This is a genomic window from Enterobacter sp. PL1 (genome assembly GCF_945957325.1).
GTDB lineage: Bacteria > Pseudomonadota > Gammaproteobacteria > Enterobacterales > Enterobacteriaceae > Enterobacter > Enterobacter roggenkampii.
The window spans coordinates 32,969-54,250 of record NZ_CAMFKT010000017.1 but is presented as its reverse complement, the minus strand read 5'-3'; the positions used below and the strand labels follow the sequence as shown (position 1 = coordinate 54,250).

General features: G+C 59.0%; 20 protein-coding genes. 9 read left to right on the top strand and 11 right to left on the bottom strand.

Annotation, left to right across the window (positions count from 1 at the left end; translation table 11 throughout):
• Position 1 precedes the first annotated feature (1 nt).
• Genes N6P30_RS15945 through N6P30_RS15925 form a run of 5 tightly spaced genes read left to right on the top strand, consistent with a single transcriptional unit; the run spans position 2 to position 3,474 of the window.
• A complete protein-coding gene (locus N6P30_RS15945) occupies positions 2 to 724 on the top strand; it encodes a DUF1365 domain-containing protein (RefSeq protein ID WP_023292492.1) in 723 nt (240 codons plus the stop codon).
• Positions 721 to 1,941: an SAM-dependent methyltransferase gene (locus N6P30_RS15940; protein WP_023292491.1), complete on the top strand. Its 1,221-nt coding sequence runs from the start codon at positions 721 to 723 to the stop codon at positions 1,939 to 1,941. Before N6P30_RS15945 ends, N6P30_RS15940 begins: the two co-directional genes overlap by 4 nt.
• The gene (locus N6P30_RS15935; protein ID WP_023292490.1) at positions 1,938 to 2,423 is read left to right on the top strand and encodes a DUF2878 domain-containing protein; all 486 of its coding nucleotides are present in this window, start codon (positions 1,938 to 1,940) and stop codon (positions 2,421 to 2,423) included. Before N6P30_RS15940 ends, N6P30_RS15935 begins: the two co-directional genes overlap by 4 nt.
• The gene (locus N6P30_RS15930; RefSeq protein WP_023292489.1) at positions 2,420 to 2,944 is read left to right on the top strand and encodes a hypothetical protein; all 525 of its coding nucleotides are present in this window, start codon (positions 2,420 to 2,422) and stop codon (positions 2,942 to 2,944) included. Before N6P30_RS15935 ends, N6P30_RS15930 begins: the two co-directional genes overlap by 4 nt.
• Positions 2,941 to 3,474, top strand: coding sequence for a DUF3833 domain-containing protein (locus N6P30_RS15925; RefSeq protein ID WP_023292488.1), 534 nt, complete (start codon positions 2,941 to 2,943; stop codon positions 3,472 to 3,474). Before N6P30_RS15930 ends, N6P30_RS15925 begins: the two co-directional genes overlap by 4 nt.
• Here N6P30_RS15925 and N6P30_RS15920 read toward each other — a convergent pair.
• On the bottom strand, positions 3,471 to 3,929 hold the full coding sequence (locus N6P30_RS15920) for a DMT family transporter (protein WP_023292487.1): 459 nt from the start codon (positions 3,927 to 3,929) through the stop codon (positions 3,471 to 3,473). The genes N6P30_RS15925 and N6P30_RS15920 overlap by 4 nt on opposite strands.
• A gap of 4 nt (positions 3,930 to 3,933) precedes the next feature.
• Positions 3,934 to 4,368: a DMT family transporter gene (locus N6P30_RS15915; RefSeq protein WP_023292486.1), complete on the bottom strand. Its 435-nt coding sequence runs from the start codon at positions 4,366 to 4,368 to the stop codon at positions 3,934 to 3,936.
• 95 nt (positions 4,369 to 4,463) lie between these two features.
• Here N6P30_RS15915 and N6P30_RS15910 point away from each other — a divergent pair, with 95 nt between their 5' ends.
• On the top strand, positions 4,464 to 5,426 hold the full coding sequence (locus N6P30_RS15910; RefSeq protein ID WP_023292485.1) for a LysR family transcriptional regulator: 963 nt from the start codon (positions 4,464 to 4,466) through the stop codon (positions 5,424 to 5,426).
• Here the strand turns inward: N6P30_RS15910 and N6P30_RS15905 are convergent.
• Both N6P30_RS15905 and N6P30_RS15900 read right to left on the bottom strand, forming a co-directional pair.
• Positions 5,401 to 6,429 carry a methionine synthase gene (locus N6P30_RS15905; RefSeq protein WP_021241377.1) on the bottom strand — a complete coding sequence of 343 codons (1,029 nt, stop codon included), beginning with the start codon at positions 6,427 to 6,429 and terminating at the stop codon, positions 5,401 to 5,403. The two genes, N6P30_RS15910 and N6P30_RS15905, sit on opposite strands and share 26 nt — an antisense overlap.
• A 23-nt stretch (positions 6,430 to 6,452) precedes the next feature.
• On the bottom strand, positions 6,453 to 7,427 hold the full coding sequence (locus N6P30_RS15900) for a DUF1852 domain-containing protein (protein ID WP_023292484.1): 975 nt from the start codon (positions 7,425 to 7,427) through the stop codon (positions 6,453 to 6,455).
• A gap of 254 nt (positions 7,428 to 7,681) precedes the next feature.
• Here N6P30_RS15900 and N6P30_RS15895 point away from each other — a divergent pair, with 254 nt between their 5' ends.
• Positions 7,682 to 8,221, top strand: coding sequence for a DUF2058 domain-containing protein (locus N6P30_RS15895; RefSeq protein WP_021242569.1), 540 nt, complete (start codon positions 7,682 to 7,684; stop codon positions 8,219 to 8,221).
• A 7-nt stretch (positions 8,222 to 8,228) separates the two neighbouring features.
• On the opposite strand, the gene N6P30_RS15890 is transcribed toward N6P30_RS15895, so the two are convergent.
• Positions 8,229 to 8,915, bottom strand: coding sequence for an RluA family pseudouridine synthase (locus tag N6P30_RS15890; RefSeq protein WP_023292483.1), 687 nt, complete (start codon positions 8,913 to 8,915; stop codon positions 8,229 to 8,231).
• Between the two features lie 90 nt (positions 8,916 to 9,005).
• Positions 9,006 to 9,611: an FMN-dependent NADH-azoreductase gene (gene azoR, locus N6P30_RS15885; RefSeq protein WP_008502313.1), complete on the bottom strand. Its 606-nt coding sequence runs from the start codon at positions 9,609 to 9,611 to the stop codon at positions 9,006 to 9,008.
• Between the two features lie 205 nt (positions 9,612 to 9,816).
• On the opposite strand from azoR, the gene hrpA reads away from it, so the two are divergent.
• On the top strand, positions 9,817 to 13,719 hold the full coding sequence (gene hrpA / locus N6P30_RS15880) for an ATP-dependent RNA helicase HrpA (protein ID WP_023292482.1): 3,903 nt from the start codon (positions 9,817 to 9,819) through the stop codon (positions 13,717 to 13,719).
• 82 nt (positions 13,720 to 13,801) lie between these two features.
• On the opposite strand, the gene N6P30_RS15875 is transcribed toward hrpA, so the two are convergent.
• The 5 genes from N6P30_RS15875 to N6P30_RS15855 form a co-directional block, all read right to left on the bottom strand.
• Positions 13,802 to 14,461: an O-methyltransferase gene (locus N6P30_RS15875; protein ID WP_023292481.1), complete on the bottom strand. Its 660-nt coding sequence runs from the start codon at positions 14,459 to 14,461 to the stop codon at positions 13,802 to 13,804.
• 84 nt (positions 14,462 to 14,545) lie between these two features.
• A complete protein-coding gene (locus tag N6P30_RS15870) occupies positions 14,546 to 15,925 on the bottom strand; it encodes an efflux transporter outer membrane subunit (RefSeq protein ID WP_023292480.1) in 1,380 nt (459 codons plus the stop codon).
• Positions 15,922 to 17,004 (bottom strand): HlyD family secretion protein, encoded by a 1,083-nt coding sequence (locus N6P30_RS15865; protein ID WP_023292479.1) that lies wholly within the window; start codon positions 17,002 to 17,004, stop codon positions 15,922 to 15,924. The genes N6P30_RS15870 and N6P30_RS15865 overlap by 4 nt, the downstream gene beginning before the upstream one ends.
• Positions 17,005 to 17,026: 22 nt before the next feature.
• The gene (locus tag N6P30_RS15860; RefSeq protein WP_023292478.1) at positions 17,027 to 18,679 is read right to left on the bottom strand and encodes an MFS transporter; all 1,653 of its coding nucleotides are present in this window, start codon (positions 18,677 to 18,679) and stop codon (positions 17,027 to 17,029) included.
• A gap of 158 nt (positions 18,680 to 18,837) precedes the next feature.
• Complete coding sequence (locus N6P30_RS15855; protein ID WP_023292477.1) at positions 18,838 to 20,157, bottom strand: MFS transporter; 1,320 nt, start codon at positions 20,155 to 20,157, stop codon at positions 18,838 to 18,840.
• A gap of 327 nt (positions 20,158 to 20,484) precedes the next feature.
• Here N6P30_RS15855 and N6P30_RS15850 point away from each other — a divergent pair, with 327 nt between their 5' ends.
• Complete coding sequence (locus N6P30_RS15850; RefSeq protein ID WP_023292476.1) at positions 20,485 to 21,279, top strand: YdcF family protein; 795 nt, start codon at positions 20,485 to 20,487, stop codon at positions 21,277 to 21,279.
• Positions 21,280 to 21,282 lie beyond the last annotated feature (3 nt).

Below are 21,282 nucleotides of genomic sequence, written 5' to 3'. Positions count from 1 at the left end.
AATGAACAGCTGCCTCTATCACGGCGTATTGCGCCACCGCCGCCTTCAGCCGAAAACCCATGAATTTCGCTACAGCGTCTTTATGGCCTGGCTGGATCTTGATGAGCTGCCGCTGCTGGCGTCCGTCGGCGTGCGCCGCAATCGCTTTGCCGCCGCCGCGTTCCATGACGCGGACTATCCGCTCGGCACGCCGCTCAAAGAGAACGTGCTCAGAAGGCTGGAGAGCCTGACCGGGGAACGGCCGGACGGGCGGGTCATGCTTCTGACGCAGTTGCGGTATTTCGGGTTTCATTTTAACCCGGTCAACTTTTACTACTGCTATGACGGGAAGGGGACTCTGCGCTGGGTACTGGCGGAGGTTCGCAACACGCCGTGGAACGAGCGTCATTATTACGCGGTCGACGGGCAACATGCCCAGCCCACGGAAAAAGCGTTTCACGTTTCCCCCTTCAACCCGATGGACATGATCTACCACTGGCGCTTCAACGATCCGGATAACACGCTGCATATGCACATTGAAAATCATCAGGAAGCGAAGGTGTTCGACGCCACGCTCGCCCTGCGCCGGGAGCCGCTGACCCGTCCGGCACTGCGCGCGCTGCTGCTGCGCATCCCGCTTATGACCCTGAAAACCGTTTTCGCCATTTACTGGCAGGCGCTGAGGCTGTGGCTCAAGCGCGTGCCGCTGTATAACCATCCCGTCAGCAGGAGTGAACGCTCATGACCGATCCCGTCTTTGCGTTAGAACCCGATATCCCGCGCAACGTCCGCCTCGCGCGATGGCTGCTGTTTCGTCTGTTAAGCGGCATCCGCGGTGGTTCGCTCACCCTGCGTGAAGGGGCGCAGACCTTCCATTTTGGCGAGACATCCTCCGCGCTGCACGCCGACGTGCAGATCCTCACGCCCGCCGTCTACTGGCGCGTCTTAACGGGCGGGAGCCTTGCCGCCGCTGAAGCCTGGATGGACGGCGAATGGGAAACCGCGCAGCTCACGCCGCTTCTGCAAATCCTGGCCCTCAACGGCGAGGTGCTTGGCCGTCTTGAGAAAGGGTTCCGGCTGCTTGGCCGACCGCTGGAGCGTTTGCGCCACTGGACGCGGCGTAACTCCCGCGCGCAGGCGCGTGAAAATATTGCCGCCCATTACGACCTGGGCAACACCTTCTATGCTCATTTTCTGGACAGGGAACTGCTTTACTCCAGCGCGCTCTTTACCGCAGACGAGCAGGATCTCACGACGGCCCAGCAGGCCAAAATGGCGCGCCTGTGCGACCAGCTGGCGCTTAGCGAGGCCGACCACCTGCTGGAAATCGGCACCGGCTGGGGGGCGATGGCGGAATACGCGGCCCGTCATTATGGCTGTCGGGTGACTACCACCACGCTGTCGCAGGAGCAATACGTCTGGGCAACCGAGCGGATCGCCCGCGCCGGGTTGCAGGATCGTGTTGAGGTGCTGCTCTGCGACTATCGCGACCTCACCGGGCAGTACGACAAGCTGGTCTCAATAGAGATGATTGAAGCCGTCGGGCAACGCTATCTGCCTACATTCTTCCGGACCTGTCAGGCGCGGCTGCGCCCGGGTGGACGAATGGCGATTCAGGCCATCACCATTCAGGACCAGCGCTATCGCGACTACAGCAAAAGCGTCGATTTTATTCAGCGCTACATTTTCCCGGGCGGCTTCCTGCCGAGCATCACCGCGATGAACGAGCTGATGACGCGCCACACCGATTTCGTGGTGCGCAATCTCTTCGACATGGGGCCGGACTACGCCCGCACGCTGGCGCACTGGCGGCAGCGCTTTGTCCACGCCTGGCAGGAGATTGAAAAGCTCGGCTTTGATGACCGGTTCCGCCGCATGTGGCTTTATTACTTTGGCTACTGTGAAGCCGGGTTTAACGCCCGCACCATTAGCGTGGTGCAGCTGACCGCAGAGCGCGTATGAGACGATATCTTCAGGTCTTCCTGCTGGCCGTCGCGTTCGATCTCTACTGGGCGCTGGTGGTGCTCTTTCGCGAACAGGGCCTGATTATCTGGCTCGCGCTGGCGATCCTGGCGTGCCTGCTCTTGCCGTCTGTATACCGTTTTTACGCCATTGGGCTGGCCGCGGCGGGCAGTTTGCTGGATACGCTCTGGGCGCTGACGGGGCTGATCGCCTTCACGGGTGATGCCCTGATGCCGCTATGGATGGTGGCATTATGGCTGATGTTCGCCGCCGTCTGGACGCAGCTTACGCGCACCACCACGTTACCCGGCTGGCTGCTCACCCTGCTGGCCGCCGTGGGAGGGCCGGTGGCGTACCTGATTGGCGAGCGGCTGGGTGCCATCACGTTTCTGGAGCCGACCTTTATCGTCGTCAGCTGGATGGCGCCGGGCTGGCTGGTGTTGATGCTGTTTTTCCACCTGCTGATGGGGAGACAAAAATGAGAGCTGCGGTTTTGTTGCTTTGTCTGACGCTGGTTGTTCCTGTTGCTCAGGCCGCCGACTGGCTGGCGTGGCGGAAGGTGGGTGATGCCACGCTCACCTGGGGGCCATTCACCGTCTATACCTCCCAGCTGCGTACGCCGGACGGGCGTTACGGTCGGGAGAACCAGGATCAGGCGCTGATAATTACCTATGCGCGCGACATCGATCGCGATGAGCTGGTCGAGGCGACCCGCGACCAGTGGCAGGCGCAGGGGATCCTGCAACGGGAACCCCGAAGCGAAGCCTGGTTACAGATGCTGCGCTCTCTGTGGCCGGATGTCCGGCCGGGCGCACAGCTGGCGTTTGTGCTCGACGACGGGCAGGGGCAGTTCTGGTATCGCGCGTCAGCGGCGCAAAAAGCCTTTATTCCACTCGGACCGCGTCAGTCAGAAGCGTTCAGCACCCGCTTCCTGGCCATCTGGCTCGATCCTCGCACGCAATACCCTGAGCTGCGTCAGCAGTTAATCGGAGGCCAAAAATGAAACGTATCCTGATGATGGCGCTGGCATTGACGATGCTGCTGGCAGGCTGTAGCACGGAGGTGACCGTGTATCGCCAGCAGTCGCCGCGGCTGGATATCTTCCATTACTTCCAGGGCAAAACCGAAGCGTGGGGGATGGTGCAGGATCGCAGCGGCAAGCAGATCCGCCGCTTTCACGTTGAGATTGCCGGGGACGTTATCGGCGATACGCTGACGCTGAACGAGCACTTCGTTTACGACGACGGTGAGAAGCAGCAGCGGGTCTGGCATATCCGCCGCGTGGGGAGCGATCGCTACGAAGGCACGGCGGGGGATATTGAAGGGGTAGCAACGGGGCAGGCCGCCGGCAACGCGTTCAACTGGCATTACAGCATGAACGTGAAGGCCAACGGCAGCACCTGGCTACTGAACTTTGACGACTGGATGTACCTGCAGGATGAGAACCATCTGTTTAATAAAACCGAGATGAAGAAACTGGGCGTCACCGTCGCCACGGTGACGCTGTTCTTTACCCGTAAGACCTCAGCTTAGTCGCGGACGCTGCCGGTTTTGCTGCTGGAGTAGATGAAGTACAGGGCAATCCCCAGGCATACCACCGCGCTCAGACGGCTCGGTGAAAACGAAATGGCGGGATTGCCCAGCCAGCCAAAGTTATCAATCAGCATACTCATGGCGAGCTGGCCGAATATCACCGCCACCGTGGCGACGGCGGTGCCGATGCGCTGCACCGCCACGACCATAATCACGATATAGGGCACGCCAAACATCGCCCCGAGGAGCTGCCATTTCGGCACGTCCAGCAGCGTGACCGCCTGCTTAGGCTCAAAGAAGAAAATGAGCAGGGCGGTCACCAGCGCGCCGACGGAAAACGTTAGAAACGCGCTCTTGAAAACGCCCACGCTGCTGCCGAGCTGCCCATTAATTGCGGCCTGTATGCTCAGCGTCGCGCCGCCGCAGATGGCCAGAATTATCATCATCAGTGTCATGTGTTTACCCCTTTGCGACCAGTACCAGTGCGGCAATAATAAAAACCAGCGCCACGATGCGTCTTGCGTTTATCTTCCTGTGCGGCGTACCCAGCAGGCCAAAGTGGTCAATGATCAGGCTTTTAAAAACCTGACCTGCCAGAATGCCAATCATCGTCAGCGCGATGCCGATAGTCGGCGTGGCGAGCGTCAGTATGACGACGTAGATCGGACCCAGCACCCCGCCGAGGAGCTGCCAGCCGGGCTGTGCGAAAAACGACGGGCTGTTACGCGGGCTGAAAAACAGCATCAGCAGAAACGTCAGCGCGGCGCCGACGCCAAAAATGCTGAACGTCGCCCATAAATCCCCGACTTTTCCCCCCAGGGGGCCCAGCAGTCCCGCCTCGACGGAGAGGCCCATCCCGCCAGCGATCACCAGTAAAATCAAAACCAACTGCATTCTTCTTCCTCCGTTTTCAGGCGAAGAAGATTACGTGGGTTGTGCAATGAGAAAAATGCCATAATGGTGGAAACACCTTTGCAGGATATGCATTAATGGTTGACGCCAGCAACATCAACATCCGCGCGCTGCTGATCTTTATCGACGTGTATGAAGCGCAGAACTTCTCCGTCGTGGCGCGGCGGCAGGGGATATCGGCCTCGCAGATATCGCGCGTGATCCACCAGCTCGAGGATGCGCTCGGGCAGCAGCTTTTCTATCGCAATACGCGGGCCGTCATTCCCACGGAAAGCGGTCATCTGTTTATTCGCTACGCCCGGTCGATGGCGGAGAATCTTGAAGAGGCGCGCCGGGAGCTGGACGCGCGTGCGGTGGAGCCGTCCGGTGCGATCCGCATTAACGGACCGGTGTTTTTCGGCCAGAAGCACATAGCCCCAGGACTTCCCGGCCTGTCGGCACGCTATCCTCGCCTGAGCGTAGAGCTGACGCTGACCGATGATTTCATTGACCCCCACCGTGATGCGGCAGATCTTATCTTCCGCATTGGCGTGCTGACGGACTCGTCGTTTCGCGCGCGGGTGTTTGGGCAGCAGGTGTACCATCTGGCCGCGTCGCCAGACTACGTGCGTAAACACGGTGCGCCAGAAGTGCCGGACGATCTGAACCGCCATCATTGCCTGGTGTATCGCGGATCGTCAGGGCCTAACCGCTGGCTGTTGCGCAGGGCGGGCGAGGCGTGGACACACTATCCCGTGACGCCATTGATGACCTCGAATAATGCGGAAGCGTTGCTGGCTGCGGCGCTTGGCGGGATGGGGATTGTGCTGTTTCCTGACTGGCTGGTTAGCGAGCCACTCCAGCGCGGTGAGCTGATTCCGCTCCTACCCGCGCTGGAGTGCGCCATCACTACGGAACAACAGGCTATCGCGGCGATCTACCCTGATGCCCGACATCCGCCCCTGAACGTCAGGGCGGTGATTGATTATTACGTCGAGCGCTTTGGTACGCCGCTGTACTGGCAGCGTAAGGGGATTACGCGCCAAGCTCCTGGCGGATAATTTCTGCGCCAGCGCTGAGTGCTTTAAGCTTGCCATTGGCAACCTGACGGGAGAGGGGCGCCATGCCGCAGTTGGTTGACGGATAGAGCTTGTCGGCGTCGACAAACTGCAGCGCTTTTCGCAGCGTATCGGCCACTTCCTCCGGCGTTTCAACCGTGTTGGTTGCCACGTCGATCGCCCCAACCATCACTTTTTTACCGCGGATCAGCTCCAGCAGATCCATCGGCACGCGGGAGTTGTGGCACTCCAGGGAGATGATGTCGATGTTAGAGGTCTGCAGCTTCGGGAAGGCCTCTTCGTACTGGCGCCACTCCGAGCCGAGCGTCTTTTTCCAGTCGGTATTGGCCTTGATGCCGTAGCCGTAGCAGATGTGGACCGCGGTTTCGCACTTCAGCCCTTCAATGGCGCGCTCCAGCGCGGCGATGCCCCAGTCGTTGACCTCATCAAAAAAGACGTTAAACGCCGGTTCATCGAACTGGATAATATCCACGCCTGCGGCCTCTAACTCTCGCGCTTCCTGGTTGAGGATTTTGGCGAATTCCCAGGCCAGCTTTTCTCGGCTTTTATAGTGCGCGTCGTACAGGGTGTCGATCATGGTCATCGGCCCCGGCAGGGCCCATTTGATCGGCTTGTCCGTGAGCTGGCGCAGGTACTTTGCATCGTCGACGAAGACCGGTTTCTGACGCGCAACCGCGGAAACCACGGTCGGCACGCTGGCGTCATAGCGGTTACGAATGCGCACCGTCTGGCGGTTCTCAAAATCGACGCCGCTCAGGTGTTCAATAAAGGTGGTGACGAAATGCTGGCGGGTCTGTTCCCCGTCGCTGACGATATCGATTCCCGCGCGGATCTGCTCATCCAGAGACAGGCGCAGCGCATCCTGCTTGCCTGCCAGCAGTTCCTGATCCTGTAACTTCCACGGTGACCAAAGCGTCTCAGGTTGCGCAAGCCAGGTCGGCTTTGGCAGGCTGCCAGCCGTTGAAGTCGGGAGCAATGTTTTCATAATAAAAGACCTTTTTTAATGTATTAAAGCGTGTAGTTATCAGACCACTGCTCAAGAATGTGTTTGTAAGGCTTAATAAAGTACTCTTCGGTAAACCGACCCTGTTCAATCGCCAGACGGCTTCGCTCTTCCCGGTCATACACAATTTTGGTTAAGGAGTGATCCTGCTGGTTCAGATCCGGTCGGTAGCACAGCCCCGCCGCCGAGTTGGCGTTATAAATTTCCGGGCGATAGATCTTCTGGAACGTCTCCATCGTGCTGATGGTGGCGATCAGTTCGAGGTCGGTGTAATCACTCAGCAAATCCCCGGTAAAGAAGAACGCGAACGGCGCCACGCTGTGTTCCGGCATGAAGTAGCGCACGCTCAGGCCCATCTTCGCGAAGTACTGCTCCGTAAGCGATTCGCCATCCGGCTGGTACTCAACGCCCAGCACGGGGTGCTGGTTACCGGTGCGGCGATAGGTATCTTTGCTGGAGACGCTCAGGCAAATCACCGGCCCTTTTGTGAAGTTCTCTTTGTATTCCGGTGAACTCACAAAATGGCGGAAGATATTGCCGTGCAGTTCGCCAAATTTTTCCGGAATGCTGAAGTGCTGCTGGTTCTTGTTGTGCTCCAGCAGCAGCACGCTGAAATCATAATCCCGCACGTAAGACGAGAAGTTATTCCCGACGATGCCAGGGATACGCTGGTTGTTTTTCTTGTCGACAATGGTGGTTTGCAGTATCTCAATGGCCGGGAACGGCTTTTCCGCGCCAATATTCAAATCGACAGAGATGATTTCAAGCTCAACCGCATAGCGATCGGCGTTTGGGTTATCCCAGCGCGCTAAGGCATTAAAGCGGTTGTTGATCATCACCAGCGTATTGCGCAGGTTCTCCTGACGCTTTTCCCCGCGGGCCAGGTTGGCAAAGTTGGTGGTCGTACGCGTATTTTCTGACGGGTTGTAATTCTCATCGAAGCAACTGCGCTTAAGGGTATATGTGAAAGCTTTGCTCATTGTGGTTATGCATCCTAAGTTCATGTTGCTAAGAAGTTACCAATGCATAATTTATGCCTGAGCCCGCGGCGCAGGGGAAGTGACTTAATTTCAATGCAACATGAGGGAAGTTCATGAAGTGTAATGCTCGAGGTGTTGCTGCCTTTCTTGCCGGGTGGCGCTGCGCTTACCCGGCCTACGATTCTGCTAATGTCGCACTCTTTCCGCAATTCCCGCTATAATCCCCAAAATTTCCAACCGGTTTAGAAATAATCATGACAAAACTCACCTTACAAGAGCAGATGCTGAAAGCGGGCCTCGTCAGCAGCAAGAAAGCGGCGAAAGTGCAGCGCACGGCAAAGAAATCACGCGTTCAGGCGCGTGAGGCTCGGGAAGCGGTAGAAGAGAACAAGAAGGCGCAGATCGAGCGTGACAAGCTGCTGAGCGAGCAGCAGAAGCAGGCCGTGCTGGCGAAAGAATTTAAGGCGCAGGTGAAGCAGCTGATCGAGATGAACCGCATCACCGTGGCGAAAGGCAACATCACCTTTAACTTCACCGACGGTAATCTGATCAAAAAAATCGAGGTGGACAAGCAAACCCAGGCTCAGCTGATCAACGGCCGTCTGGCGATTGCCCGCTTGGTCATCAACGCCAGCGGCGACTGCGAATACGCGATTATCCCGGCGGTAGTGGCCGATAAAATTGCCCAGCGCGATGCCGACAGCATCGTGTTAAACAGCGCGCTCAGCCAGGAAGAGCAGGACGAAGACGATCCGTACGCGGACTTCAAAATCCCTGACGATTTGATGTGGTAAACCACATTCAGAACGGGGCGGCGTGGCGGGCGTTAACCGGCTCGCCGCTCACGGGATGAATAAAATTCAGCTCGCTGGCATGCAGCATCAGCCGGGGCGCTTCCTCAGCACCCGGCACGTCAAGACCGCCATACAGATCGCAGCCCAGAATCGGGTGTCCCAGCTGCTGGCAGTGAATACGCAGCTGATGGGTTCGCCCGGTCTCCGGGATCAGTTTCACTCGCGTTAACGGTAATCCCGCCCCCTGATAAAACCGTTCCACAACCTGGTAGCGGGAGCGGGCGGGTTTACCGGTAATGGCGCAGATCGACATCAGCGGGAACAGCGCCGGGTCTTTGGCAATCGGCGCGTCAATGACCCCTTCATCATTTTCCACGTGGCCGCAAAGCAGGGCGCTGTAGACTTTCTCCACGCTGCGCTGGCTAAACTGCTGGCACAGTGCTGCGTTGATCGCCTTATTGCGCGCAACCACCATCAGCCCGGACGTGCCAAAATCCAGACGGTGCACCAGCGTGCAGCCCGGGAACGTCTGAACCAGACGGTAGTGGACGGAATCAAAGTTTTGCGGATTTTTGCCCGAGAGGCTGAGCAGGCCGGAAGGCTTGTCGATCAGCAGCAGATGTTCATCCTGCCAGAGGATCTGAATGTCATCGTGACACGGTGGGGCAATAAAAGAATCAATGATCGCAGACATCAGGCCGCCCGGCTGGAGAGTGGGAGCGGATGATAGCGAAATGCGGGGGAAAAGAAAAACCCTCCCACCGGGCGGTGAGAGGGTGAAGTCTTACGCTGCAACCAGGCTGTCGATGGCGGCTTTCGCGTCGGTCTGCGCTTTGGTCGCCACTTCCGGACCGTAAGCGATGCCTTCCGCGAACACGAAGTTCACGTCAGTGATGCCGATGAAGCCCAGGAACAGGCTCAGGTACGGCGCAACCAGGTCGGTTGGGGTGTCTTTATGGATACCGCCGCGGCTGGTCAGTACGATCGCACGCTTGCCTTTTACCAGACCTTCAGGGCCGTTCTCGGTGTAACGGAAGGTTACGCCAGCACGCGCCACCAGGTCGAAGTAGTTCTTCAGCTGGGTTGGGATGTTGAAGTTGTACATTGGGGCGTTGATGACGATGACGTCATGTGCCTGCAGCTCAGCAATCAGCTCGTCGGACAGGGCCAGCGCTTCCTGCTGACGCGGGCTCAGCGGCGCATCGCTTGGGCGCAGCGCGCCAACCAGCTCGCCATCGAGCACAGGAATTGGGTTTGCAGCCAGGTCACGCACGGTGATTTCGTCAGCAGAATGCTGTTCACGCCACTGTTCAACGAAGTAATCAGACAGCTGACCAGACTGAGAGTACCCTGCCAGAATGCTGGATTTCAAAACTAATACTTTGCTCATGGGTGATTCCTGTTGTTGCATTTGATTGAAGGGGGTTGCCCCGTTGCTTGTTGACACTCTATTCACAATCCTGCCACAGAGATAGCGCAATATATCGAAGCCTATGTTCGAATTTTTTGAATAAGGCACGAAAGGCGTCAGTGTGGTACTCTATAGCAATCATTAAAAAGAGAGTTTATCAGGGCGTGTACTGCCCTTTAACGCTATGACAGAACAACAAAAATTCACCTTCCCGATGCTCCTGCAACAGCTCGATTCTCTGACGCTGCGCGACAAACAGCGCTTCGCCCGCCGTCTGCTCGGCGTCAAGAAGGTTAAAAATCCTGATGCTCAACAGGCCATTTACCAGGAGATGGCGAAAGAGATTGAACAGGCGGCAGGGAAGGTTGTGCTGCGCGAAGCTGCGCGCCCGGCAATTACCTACCCGGAAAACCTGCCCGTCAGCCAGAAGAAACAGGACATTCTTGAGGCCGTACGCGACCACCAGGTGGTGATTGTCGCGGGTGAAACCGGTTCGGGGAAAACCACCCAGCTGCCGAAAATCTGTATGGAGCTGGGCCGCGGGATAAAAGGCCTGATTGGCCATACCCAGCCGCGTCGTCTGGCGGCGCGCACCGTTGCCAACCGTATTGCCGAAGAGCTGCAGACGGAGCCGGGCGGCTGCATCGGCTACAAGGTGCGATTCAGCGACCACGTGAGCGATAACACCATGGTCAAGCTGATGACCGACGGTATTCTGCTGGCGGAAATTCAGCAGGATCGCCTGCTGATGCAGTACGACACCATCATCATTGACGAAGCGCACGAGCGCAGCCTGAACATCGACTTCCTGCTCGGCTACCTGAAAGAGCTGCTGCCGCGTCGCCCGGATCTGAAAGTGATCATCACCTCCGCGACCATCGACCCGGAACGCTTCTCGAAGCACTTCAACAATGCGCCGATTATTGAGGTGTCTGGACGGACGTATCCGGTTGAAGTGCGCTATCGCCCGATTGTGGAAGAGGCGGATGATACCGAGCGCGACCAGCTGCAGGCCATTTTTGATGCCGTTGACGAGCTGGGTAACGAAAGCGCGGGCGACATCCTGATCTTCATGAGCGGCGAACGCGAAATCCGCGACACCGCCGATGCGCTCAGCAAGCGCGACCTGCGCCACACCGAGATCCTGCCGCTGTATGCCCGCCTGTCCAACAGCGAACAGAACCGCGTCTTCCAGCCGCACAGCGGACGCCGCATCGTCCTGGCGACCAACGTGGCGGAAACCTCGCTGACCGTGCCGGGCATCAAATACGTGATCGACCCGGGTACGGCGCGCATCAGCCGCTACAGCTACCGCACCAAGGTCCAGCGGCTGCCGATTGAGCCCGTTTCGCAGGCGTCTGCTAACCAGCGTAAGGGCCGCTGCGGCCGCGTGTCGGAAGGGATCTGTATTCGTCTCTATTCCGAAGACGATTTCCTGTCGCGCCCGGAGTTTACCGACCCGGAAATTCTGCGCACCAACCTGGCGTCCGTTATCCTGCAGATGACCGCCCTGGGGCTGGGCGACATCGCGGCGTTTCCGTTCGTCGAAGCGCCGGATAAACGCAACATTCAGGACGGCGTGCGTCTGCTGGAAGAGCTCGGGGCGATTACCACCGACGAGCAGGCGACGGTCTATAAGCTGACGCCGCTGGGCCGCCAGCTCAGCCAGCTCCCGGTCGACCCGCGTCTGGCGCGCATGGTGCTGGAAGCGCAAAAGCACGGCTGCGTGCGCGAGGCAATGATCATTACCTCGGCGCTCTCCATTCAGGATCCGCGCGAGCGTCCGATGGACAAACAGCAGGCCTCGGACGAAAAGCACCGTCGCTTCCACGACAAAGAGTCCGATTTCCTCGCCTTCGTGAACCTGTGGAACTACCTCGGCGAGCAGCAGAAGGCGCTCTCTTCGAACCAGTTCCGCCGCCAGTGCCGGGTGGATTTCCTCAACTACCTGCGCGTGCGCGAGTGGCAGGATATCTATACCCAGCTTCGCCAGGTGGTGAAAGAGCTGGGCATTCCGGTGAACAGCGAACCGGCGGAGTACCGCGAAATCCATATCGCGCTGCTGACCGGCCTGCTGTCCCACATTGGGATGAAGGACGCCGAGAAGCAGGAGTATACCGGCGCGCGCAACGCCCGTTTTGCCATCTTCCCAGGTTCTGGCCTGTTCAAGAAGCCGCCGAAGTGGACCATGGTCGCGGAGCTGGTGGAAACCAGCCGCCTGTGGGGACGCATTGCCGCCCGTATCGATCCGGAATGGGTGGAGCCGGTGGCGCAGCATCTGCTCAAGCGCTCGTACAGTGAACCGCACTGGGAGCGCGCGCAGGGCGCGGTGATGGCGACCGAAAAAGTGACCGTTTACGGCTTGCCGGTGGTCGCCGCGCGCAAGGTCAACTACAGCCAGATCGATCCGGCGCTCAGCCGCGAGCTGTTTATCCGTCACGCGCTGGTGGAGGGAGACTGGCAGACGCGCCACGCCTTCTTCCGCGAAAACCTGAAGCTGCGCGCGGAAGTGGAGGAACTTGAGCACAAGTCCCGCCGCCGCGACATTCTGGTGGACGACGAGGCGCTGTTCGAGTTTTACGACCAGCGCATCAGCCACGATGTGATTTCCGCCCGCCACTTCGACAGCTGGTGGAAGAAGGCCAGCAAAGAGACGCCGGACCTGCTCAACTTCGAAAAGAGCATGCTGATAAAAGAGGGCGCCGAGTCGGTCAGCAAGCTCGACTACCCGAACTTCTGGCATCAGGGCAACCTCAAGCTGCGGCTGACCTATCAGTTCGAGCCGGGGGCAGACGCGGACGGCGTGACCGTCCACATTCCGCTGCCGCTGTTAAACCAGGTGGACGAGAGCGGTTTCGAGTGGCAAATTCCCGGCCTGCGCCGCGAGCTGGTGATTGCGCTGATCAAATCTCTGCCGAAACCGGTGCGCCGCAACTTTGTGCCTGCGCCAAACTACGCGGAAGCGTTTTTGGGCCGCGTCACGCCGCTGGAGCTGCCGCTGCTGGACGCGCTGGAGCGCGAGTTCCGCCGCATGACCGGCACCACCATCGACCGCGACGACTGGAACTGGGATCAGGTGCCCGATCACCTGAAAATCACCTTCCGCGTGGTGGACGATAAAAACAAAAAGCTGCTGGAAGGGCGTTCCCTGAGCGAGCTGAAAGAGGCGCTGAAAGGCAAAGTCCAGGAGACGCTCTCTGCGGTGGCCGACGACGGCATCGAGCAGAGCGGGCTGCATATCTGGAGCTTTGGCCAGCTTCCGGAAAGCTACGAGCAGAAGCGCGGCAACTATAAGGTGAAAGCCTGGCCGGCGCTGGTGGACGAGCGCGACAGCGTGGCGATCAAACTGTTTGATAACCCGCAGGAACAGCAGCAGATGATGTGGCGCGGGCTGCGTCGCCTGCTGCTGCTCAACATCCCGTCGCCGATCAAGTATCTGCACGAGAAGCTGCCTAACAAGGCCAAGCTGGGTCTCTACTTTAACCCGTACGGCAAAGTGCTGGATCTGATTGACGACTGCATCTCCTGCGGCGTGGACAAACTCATTCACGAGGCGGGCGGCCCGGTCTGGACGGAAGAGGGCTTTGCTCAGCTGCATGAAAAGGTGCGCGCGGAGCTGAACGACACCGTGGTGGAGATTGCCAAACAGGTCGAGCAGATCCTCACCACCGTGTTCAACATCAACAAGCGTCTGAAAGGGCGCGTGGATATGACCATGGCGCTGGGCCTGTCGGACGTGAAGGCGCAGATGGCGGGGCTGGTTTACCGCGGCTTTGTCACCGGCAACGGCTTCAACCGTCTCGGCGATACGCTGCGCTATTTGCAGGCGATTGAAAAACGGCTGGAGAAAATGGCTATCGATCCGCACCGCGACCGCGCGCAGATGCTGAAAGTGGAGAGCGTCCAGCAGGCGTGGCAGCAGTGGCTGAACAAGCTGCCGCCAGCCCGCCGCGACGATGAAGACGTGCAGGCGATCCGCTGGATGATCGAGGAGCTGCGCGTCAGCTTCTTTGCCCAGCAGCTCGGTACGCCGTATCCGATTTCGGATAAGCGTATCCTTCAGGCGATGGAGCAGATTTCCGGTTAAACCCTTGCCCGGTGGCGCTGCGCTTACCGGGCCTACGAGTGCGAAATGTAGGCCGGGTAAGGCGTAGCCGCCACCCGGCTGGTTATCGTTCTACAATCGCCAGCGTAAACCCATCCCATCCCTTAATCCCCACCGTTTGCAGCGCGGTGGCGGTTAAGCGCGGGTTATCGCCCATCATCTCAATAAAACGCCGCACGCCCAGCACGCGCGCGTCGTCGCTTTGGCCGTTAATGACTTCGCCATCACGGACCACGTTATCGCCGATAATTACCGTACCGGGGCGGGAGTAGTGCAGCGCCCATTCCAGATAGCCGGGATTGTTCGGCTTATCGGCATCAATAAAGATCAGGTCGAACGGCGGAACCTCGCCGAAATTCTCCAGCGAGCTCAGCGCCGGGCCTTCAATTAATTGAATGCGATCGGTTAGCCCCGCGAGGTGAATATTCTGGCGGGCAACATCAGCATGCGTCGGATCGGCCTCAAGCGTAATCAGCTTACCGTCCGGCGGCAGCGCGCGCGCCATCCAGATTGAGCTGTAGGCACCCAGCGTCCCGATCTCAAGAATGCGTCTTGCCTGCGTCATGCGCACGAACAGCGCCAGCAGCTGCCCCTGATTGGCCGCGACATCATGTTCAGGCAGCCCGGCGCGTTTGTTGTTTTCCAGCACCTGATTCAGTACGTCATCGTCAGGAATAAGTGACGAAATCATGAAATTATCAACTGCAGACCACTGTTGTTGCATAGATTGTCTCCTGAGGGGGAATCGCCGGGTGGCGGCTGCGCCTTACCCGGCCTACGTGACGAAATCCAGGCCCGTTAAGCGCCTTCAGACATTGACCCAGCCGCCGCCCAGCGCTTTATACAAATCAATCTGCGCCAGCAGCAGGTTATTTTTCACCTGCACGACGCTGGTCTGGACCGAGAACAGCGTGCGCTGCGCGTCCAGCACGTCCAGATAGGAGGAGTAGCCGTTGCGATAGCGATTCTGCGCAATGCGCAGCGTCTCCTGGGCCACATCCTGCTGGGCAAGCAGCTCCGTCAGCTGTTCCTGATAGCGCGTAATCGCATCAAGGCTGTTGTTCACTTCGGCAAACGCGTTACGCACGGTCTTTTCATAGGCGTACAGCGCCTGGTTTCGCTGGGACTGTGAAATGTCCACCTGCGCATTCAGCGCCTGGCGGTTCAGCAGCGGGGCGAGAATACTGCCTCCGACGCTCCAGAGCTGAAGCGGGTTGTCCAGCAGGCCGGAAAGGGTGCGATCCTGAACCGAACCGTTGGCGGTCAGGTTGATCGACGGCAGCAGGCTGGCGCGCGACGCCGCGAGCGAGGCATCCGCCGCCACCAGCTGGCGTTCGGCCTGGACGATATCCGGCCTGCGGTTCAGCAGCGTAGAAGGCAGCTGCGACGGCAGCGTTAGCGGCGTCAGTGCTGCAAAGGTTTCGCTACGCGCCACGTCGCCGGGGTTGCTTCCCAGCAGCAGGCTGAGGGCATTCTCCTGCTGTGCAATCTGGTGCTGCAGCACGGGCACCTGCGCCCGCGTTGAGCGAAGTTCGGAATCCGACTGCATCAGCTCCAGGCGCGAGCTGTAGCCCGTCTCAAACTGACGCTTCGCAAGGTTAAACGCCTCTTCGCGCGATTTCAGCGTGGACTCGGTCACCCGCAGCTGCTCGTCAAGCGAGAGCAGGGTGACATACCCGGATGCCACAGACGAGGCGACGGTCAAATCCGCGGCCGCGGCGGCGGCTTTTTGCGCCGCCAGCGAGGCTTCGGCAGCGCGCGAGGTGCTGCGGTTGACGCCCCAGATATCCACGTCATAGCTTGCCGTCAGGCTCCCTTTGTACACTGTGCCGTAAACCGGCAGCCCGGTCGCCGCGGATTGTGAACGGGCGCGCGTCCCGGTTAAGCTCGCGTCGAGGGAGGGAAACAGGCTGCCGTCGGCCGCATAGACCCGCGCCTGATACTCGTTTATCCGTTCGCGGGCGATCAGCACGTCGCTGTTGTGCTGTAGCGCCTGATCCACATAGCGGTTCAGGTGGTTGTCATGGAAATTACGCCACCAGAGCTGCTCCGCCGGGCTGGCAGGGCCGGAGACTGTGCGCCACTGGGTGGGGATGTGCAGCGTCGGCTGCGCCGGTTTGACGTCAACGGACTGGCATCCGGCCAGCATGACCGCCGCCACCAGCGCGGCTATCGGGCGAAGGATCATTGCTTCGCCTCCCGCGTATCAATGGTTACCTGCACCGACATACCCGGACGCAGCAGCGCGGCGTCCTCTGGCTTACCGAGCACCTCAATACGCACCGGAATACGCTGGGCAATTTTGACAAAGTTCCCGGTGGCGTTATCCGGCGTGATGGCGCTGAACTCCACGCCGGTCGCCGGGGAGATGCTCTCCACGCGGCCCTGATACGCCTTGTTGTTCAGGGCATCAACGGTGAACTTCACCGGCTGGCCGACGCGCAGCTCCGCGAGCTGGGTCTCTTTAATGTTGGCGATGACCCAGTGCTGCGGCGGCACCAGGGTGGTGAGATGGGTTCCGGCGGTCACGTAGGCCCCGAGACGCACGGCGATCTGGCCGAGCTGGCCGTCACGCGGCGCCACAATGCGGGTGTTTTGCAGGTCAATCTGCGCCAGCTCCAGCGCTGCTTTGGCGTTTTCAACATCCGCTTCCAGCGCACCGCGATTGACAATCACCGTCTGCAGATCCTGACGCGACATCTCAAGGGCGGCTTTCGCCTGGTCGATGTCGGCGCTACCCTGAGCGGCACTGGCCAGCGCGGCGTCGCGCTCGCGAATGGAAAGCGAGCCGTCCGCCGTCAGCTCTTTCACCCGTTTTAAATCCGCCTGGCTTTTCAGGCTCTGGGCGCGGGCATTTTTCAGCGCGGCGTCATTTTTGGCGATCGTTGCTTCGGCGCTTTTACGCTGCTGCAGGTTGTTATTCAGGGCGGCAATTTTCATCGCCAGCTGCGCCTCTGCCTGATGCACCCGCTGACGATAGATACGGTCATCGATCTGCAGCAGCAGATCGCCTTTTTTGACCTGCACAAAGTCCTGAACCTTCACCTCGGTGATATAGCCGTTCACCTGCGGGCTGATAAACGTCGTCTGGCCGCGCACGTAGGCGTTATCGGTAAACTGCGCGTGACGGGTGAACGGCGGCAGTTGCCACGCATAAAGGATCACCAGCACGCCGACAATACCGATGGCGGCGGCGGTGAAAACGGAAACAATGCGCACATTTTTGCGGGTGTTGGCCTGCTCTTTGGCGGCATCCTGCTGACTCATAAACTCTCCAGAACTCTTTCAATTATTTGTTGCCGGTGGCGTTCTTCAGCGCCAGACGGGCAGTGATGCGCAGGCGCAGCAAGCGCCATAAAATCCAGACCAGCGTGGCGGCAGCGATGCTCGCCGTCAGCAGATAAGTATCGTTATAAGCCAGAATATTCGCCTCCAGCGCGGTGACCGTTTGCAGCTGCGTTATCGCCTGGGTGCCCAGCAGCGCGCTGTCGCCAATCAGGCTTTTATACATTTGGGTATAAAGCTGAATTCGCTCGTTGACCAGCGGGTTGAGCGTGGTGAGCTGGTCCGCCAGCAGGCTGGAGTGGTACTTCTCGCGCCAGGTCTGGAAGGTGCCGAGGATCGCGGAGCCCAGCAGGCCGCCGAGGTTCTGGCTCATGCCAAACATCACCGAGAAGCTGACCAGGTTACGCGGGTCGGCGATCACCCCGCCAATGGCGGCCAGCATAGCGGGCGCCAGGAAGAAGGCGCTGCCGAAGCCCAGCAGGAACTGGCTTACCATCAGCTGATCCGGACGGGTCAGGTTGTTGGACTGGCTGTCCAGCAGCGAGGCAACAATCATCAGCGCCAGAGACGTGATGATTGGCCACGCCAGTTTCGTCGGCTTGATGGTGAGACAGCTGGTGACAATCCCGCAGACGATCCCGGCGAAAATGGACCACGCCAGATGCGTCATCTGCTCGTTCTGTAAGCCCACGTACTGCAGCCAGCCGATGACGCCGGTGTTCTGCTCGGCCAGCACGATACGGATCAGCAGCATAATCAGCCCCAGGCGGACGATGCTGCCGCTCGACAGCCAGCGGGTGTTCAGCAGTGGGTTGCTGCGGTTATGTTCAAAGACGATGGCTGCGACAATCAGCACCAGCGATAGCGCCAGCGACCAGCCGATCCACGGCGCTTCGAACCACCAGTCAAGGCGGCCCAGAGAGAGGACGGCACAGAGCATGGCCATCCCGGGAGCCAGTAAAAAGAAGGTGATAAAGTCCTTCTTCTCAAAGACCTTGCGCCGGTCGCCCGGCGGTAATTTTAAGGCGATGACGCAGGCCAGGGAGATCAGCGCCAGTCCCAGCTCGAAGAAATAAAGCCCGCGCCACTCGTCCAGCTGCAGCAGCTCGGTTGAAAACAGGCGCGCCAGCGGGATGGCGAGTGATGAACCGGTGATGCCGATGGTCAGCGCCTTCAGGCGGTGCTTCGCAGGCCAGGCCTGGATCTGATAGTAAATCCCCAGCGAGCTGAGCGCGGCGGCCACCATGCCGTGCGCGGCGCGCACCATCAGCGCCGAGCTGAGATCGTTAACGAACAGGTGGAAAAAGGTGACCAGCACGTACAGCACCAGAAAACCTTCCGTAAAGGCGCGCAGGCCGTACTGCTGGCGGAATTTAACCAGCAGCAGGTTGATGGAGATGTTGGTCATCACATAAACCGCAGGCAGCCAGGCGATTTCGGTTGACCAGGCGCCGAAGGTCCCCTGCAAATTTTGCAGGTTGGCGGTCACCACCGCATTCCCCAGCGCGCCCGTCAGGCAGACCAGCAGGCCCACGACGCCATAGGCAATGCGTTTTGGCGTACTGTGTTCGGGCGTGGAGGGCGAACCCAGCAGGGCGGGTTTCTCATGTGGCTGCCACTCGCGAGGAGCATAAGGGTCGCGTTCGGGCAGGCGCATAACGTCGTTTACCTTAGAAATGATTGAATAATTAGCGGGCTAGCGATTCTACGACCCCCGCAAATGATAATTCAAGTGAATATGATTTACGCATGTTAATCAAATGGTGAAGGGAAATTTAAGGAAAAAGAGCGGCCCGCAGGACGGGCCGGGAAGGGTCAGAGACGTTCGGGCTGCGCCTGGATGAGAGTGGCGCGCTTAACGCGGCTGGCGCAGAAAATCGCGATTAAAGAAATGGTCACCGTGACGGCAAGATACCAGGCCACCGGCACCCAGTCGCCGTCGTATTTTGCCAGCAGGCCGGTGGCAATCAGCGGCGCGGTACCGCCTGCCAGCGCGGCACCCAGCTGATAGCCGAGCGTAATGCCGGTGTAGCGCACGTTTGCGCTAAAGATTTCAGAGCACAGCGTGCCGAGTACCGCCGTGACAGGGGCCCACAACACGCCAAAGGCGATGACCGTCGCGAGCACGATACCCCACGTGGTGCCGGTATTGAGCAGCATAAACCACGGTACGATAAACAGGCCCAGCACGAAGACGCTGATTGCGTACATGCGCTGACGGCCTACCTTATCGGAGAGCAGCCCCATTAGCGGGATCATAATGGTCGCCACCAGGGCTCCCAGCGTCACGGCTTCCAGCGCCTGCGATTTCTGATACGTCAGCGTGCTGGTGGCATAGCTCACCACGAAGGTCGAGAAAATATAGAACGGCGCGGTTTCAACCACCTTCAGACCGGCGGCAATCAACACTTCACGCCAGTGATGTTTCAGCGTATCGCGCAGCGGGGCCTTCGCTACCTGACCGGACGCTTTCACTTTCTGAAAATCGGGCGTTTCGTCAATATCTTTGCGGATCCACAGGCCGAGCAACACCAGCACCGAGCTCAGCAGGAACGGGATGCGCCAGCCCCAGGAGAGGAAATCCGCCTCGCTGAACAGGGTCATCAGCGACACGATAAAGGTTGCCATCAGCATGCCGATGGTGACGCCCGCCTGCGGAATACTGCCGAAGAAGCCTTTACGTTTTTCTGGCGCGTATTCATAGGCCAGCAGCAGCGCGCCGCCCCATTCACCGCCGATGCCCATCCCCTGAATGATGCGCATCAGGATCAGCAGCGCAGGCGCCCAGAGGCCAATCATCTCATACGTGGGCAGCAGGCCAATCATAACGGTTGCACCTCCCATCAAAGAGAGGGTCAGCACGAGGGTTTTTTTACGTCCGATGCGGTCGCCGATGTGGGCGAAAAGTACCCCACCAATGGGGCGAATAAAGAAGGTTAATGAGAAAGAGAGATAAGAGAGGATGAGTCCGATCACCGGATCGACCATCGGGAAAAAGATCTTATTGAAGACCAGCGCGGCCGCCGTACCGTAGAGAAAATAGTCAAACCATTCAATGGCGCTCCCGGTAAGGCTGGCGATTAACACCTTTTTATTTTTACGTAACACCGTCGTCGTACTTTCATGTTCTGTCATGACCTGAAACCCCGCCACGTTGATGATGAGAGAGGTGTCACCTGGCGCGCTTCAGGTGCAACCTGTGATGATAAAAAAGGTTGTGAAATTGTTAAGCAACTTAGGGTTGGATGTTGTCTTTGGCAAGCGCAGGGGGGATAAAACTGGTCAGATCACGGCGAAATAAGCAGCGTTGGGTGCTTTTTCATGCCGCCTGCACAATACAATGTTTTGTAGAGCTGGAAATCAAAAGCATAATAGGCAGGTGCAACCCGATGATTTTTGGATGTTTCTGGTTATTTCAGAAAAATGATAAATTCGGCGCTTCAACAACGTGAGGAGTTCACCATGGTTCAGCCCCATTTTCCCGTTCTGGCGGATGCCACGCTGGCGGCCTTCAATACTGTCGGCGCATGGCTGGCGCAGGACGACCTGAGCGCGACGAGTCCGCTCCCGGAAGTCGATGCGGTGATTCTGGCCGGAAACGCGGTGATCCCAACCATTGACGCGGCCTGCCGTATTGCCGCCCAGAACGACGTGCCGCTTCTGATCAGCGGCGGTATCGGGCATTCGACCCCCTTTTTATATGCTGCCATCGGCAGCCATCCGCGTTATCACACCGTACCGGTCACAGGGCGGGCCGAAGCGAGCATTCTTGCCGACATTGCGCGGGCGTTCTGGCAGATCCCCGAGGCGCGTCTGTGGGTTGAGGATCGCTCCACCAACTGCGGTGAAAACGCGCGCTTTAGCTGGAACATGCTGAAACAGCATCATCGAACGACCGGGCGGGTGCTGGTGGTGCAGGATCCGACGATGCAGCGCCGCACGATGGCGACGTTTGCCCGCGTGTGTCGTGATGAGCCCGATTCACCGCAGTGGATAAGCCATCCCGGGTTTACGCCGACGCTGCAAAACGGTAACGAGGGCGTGGAATTCAGCGAGGGCCACACCGGACTGTGGCCCGTTGACCGTTACCTTTCACTGGTTATGGGGGAGCTGCCGCGCCTGTATGATGACGCCAACGGCTATGGCCCGGCCGGGCGGGATTATATTGCTCACGTTGAATTCCCCGAGGCCGTCACCGCCGCGTGGAAACAGCTACAGCAGGATCCTGTCCTGAAGGGCGCACGTAAAATAATTTAGGCA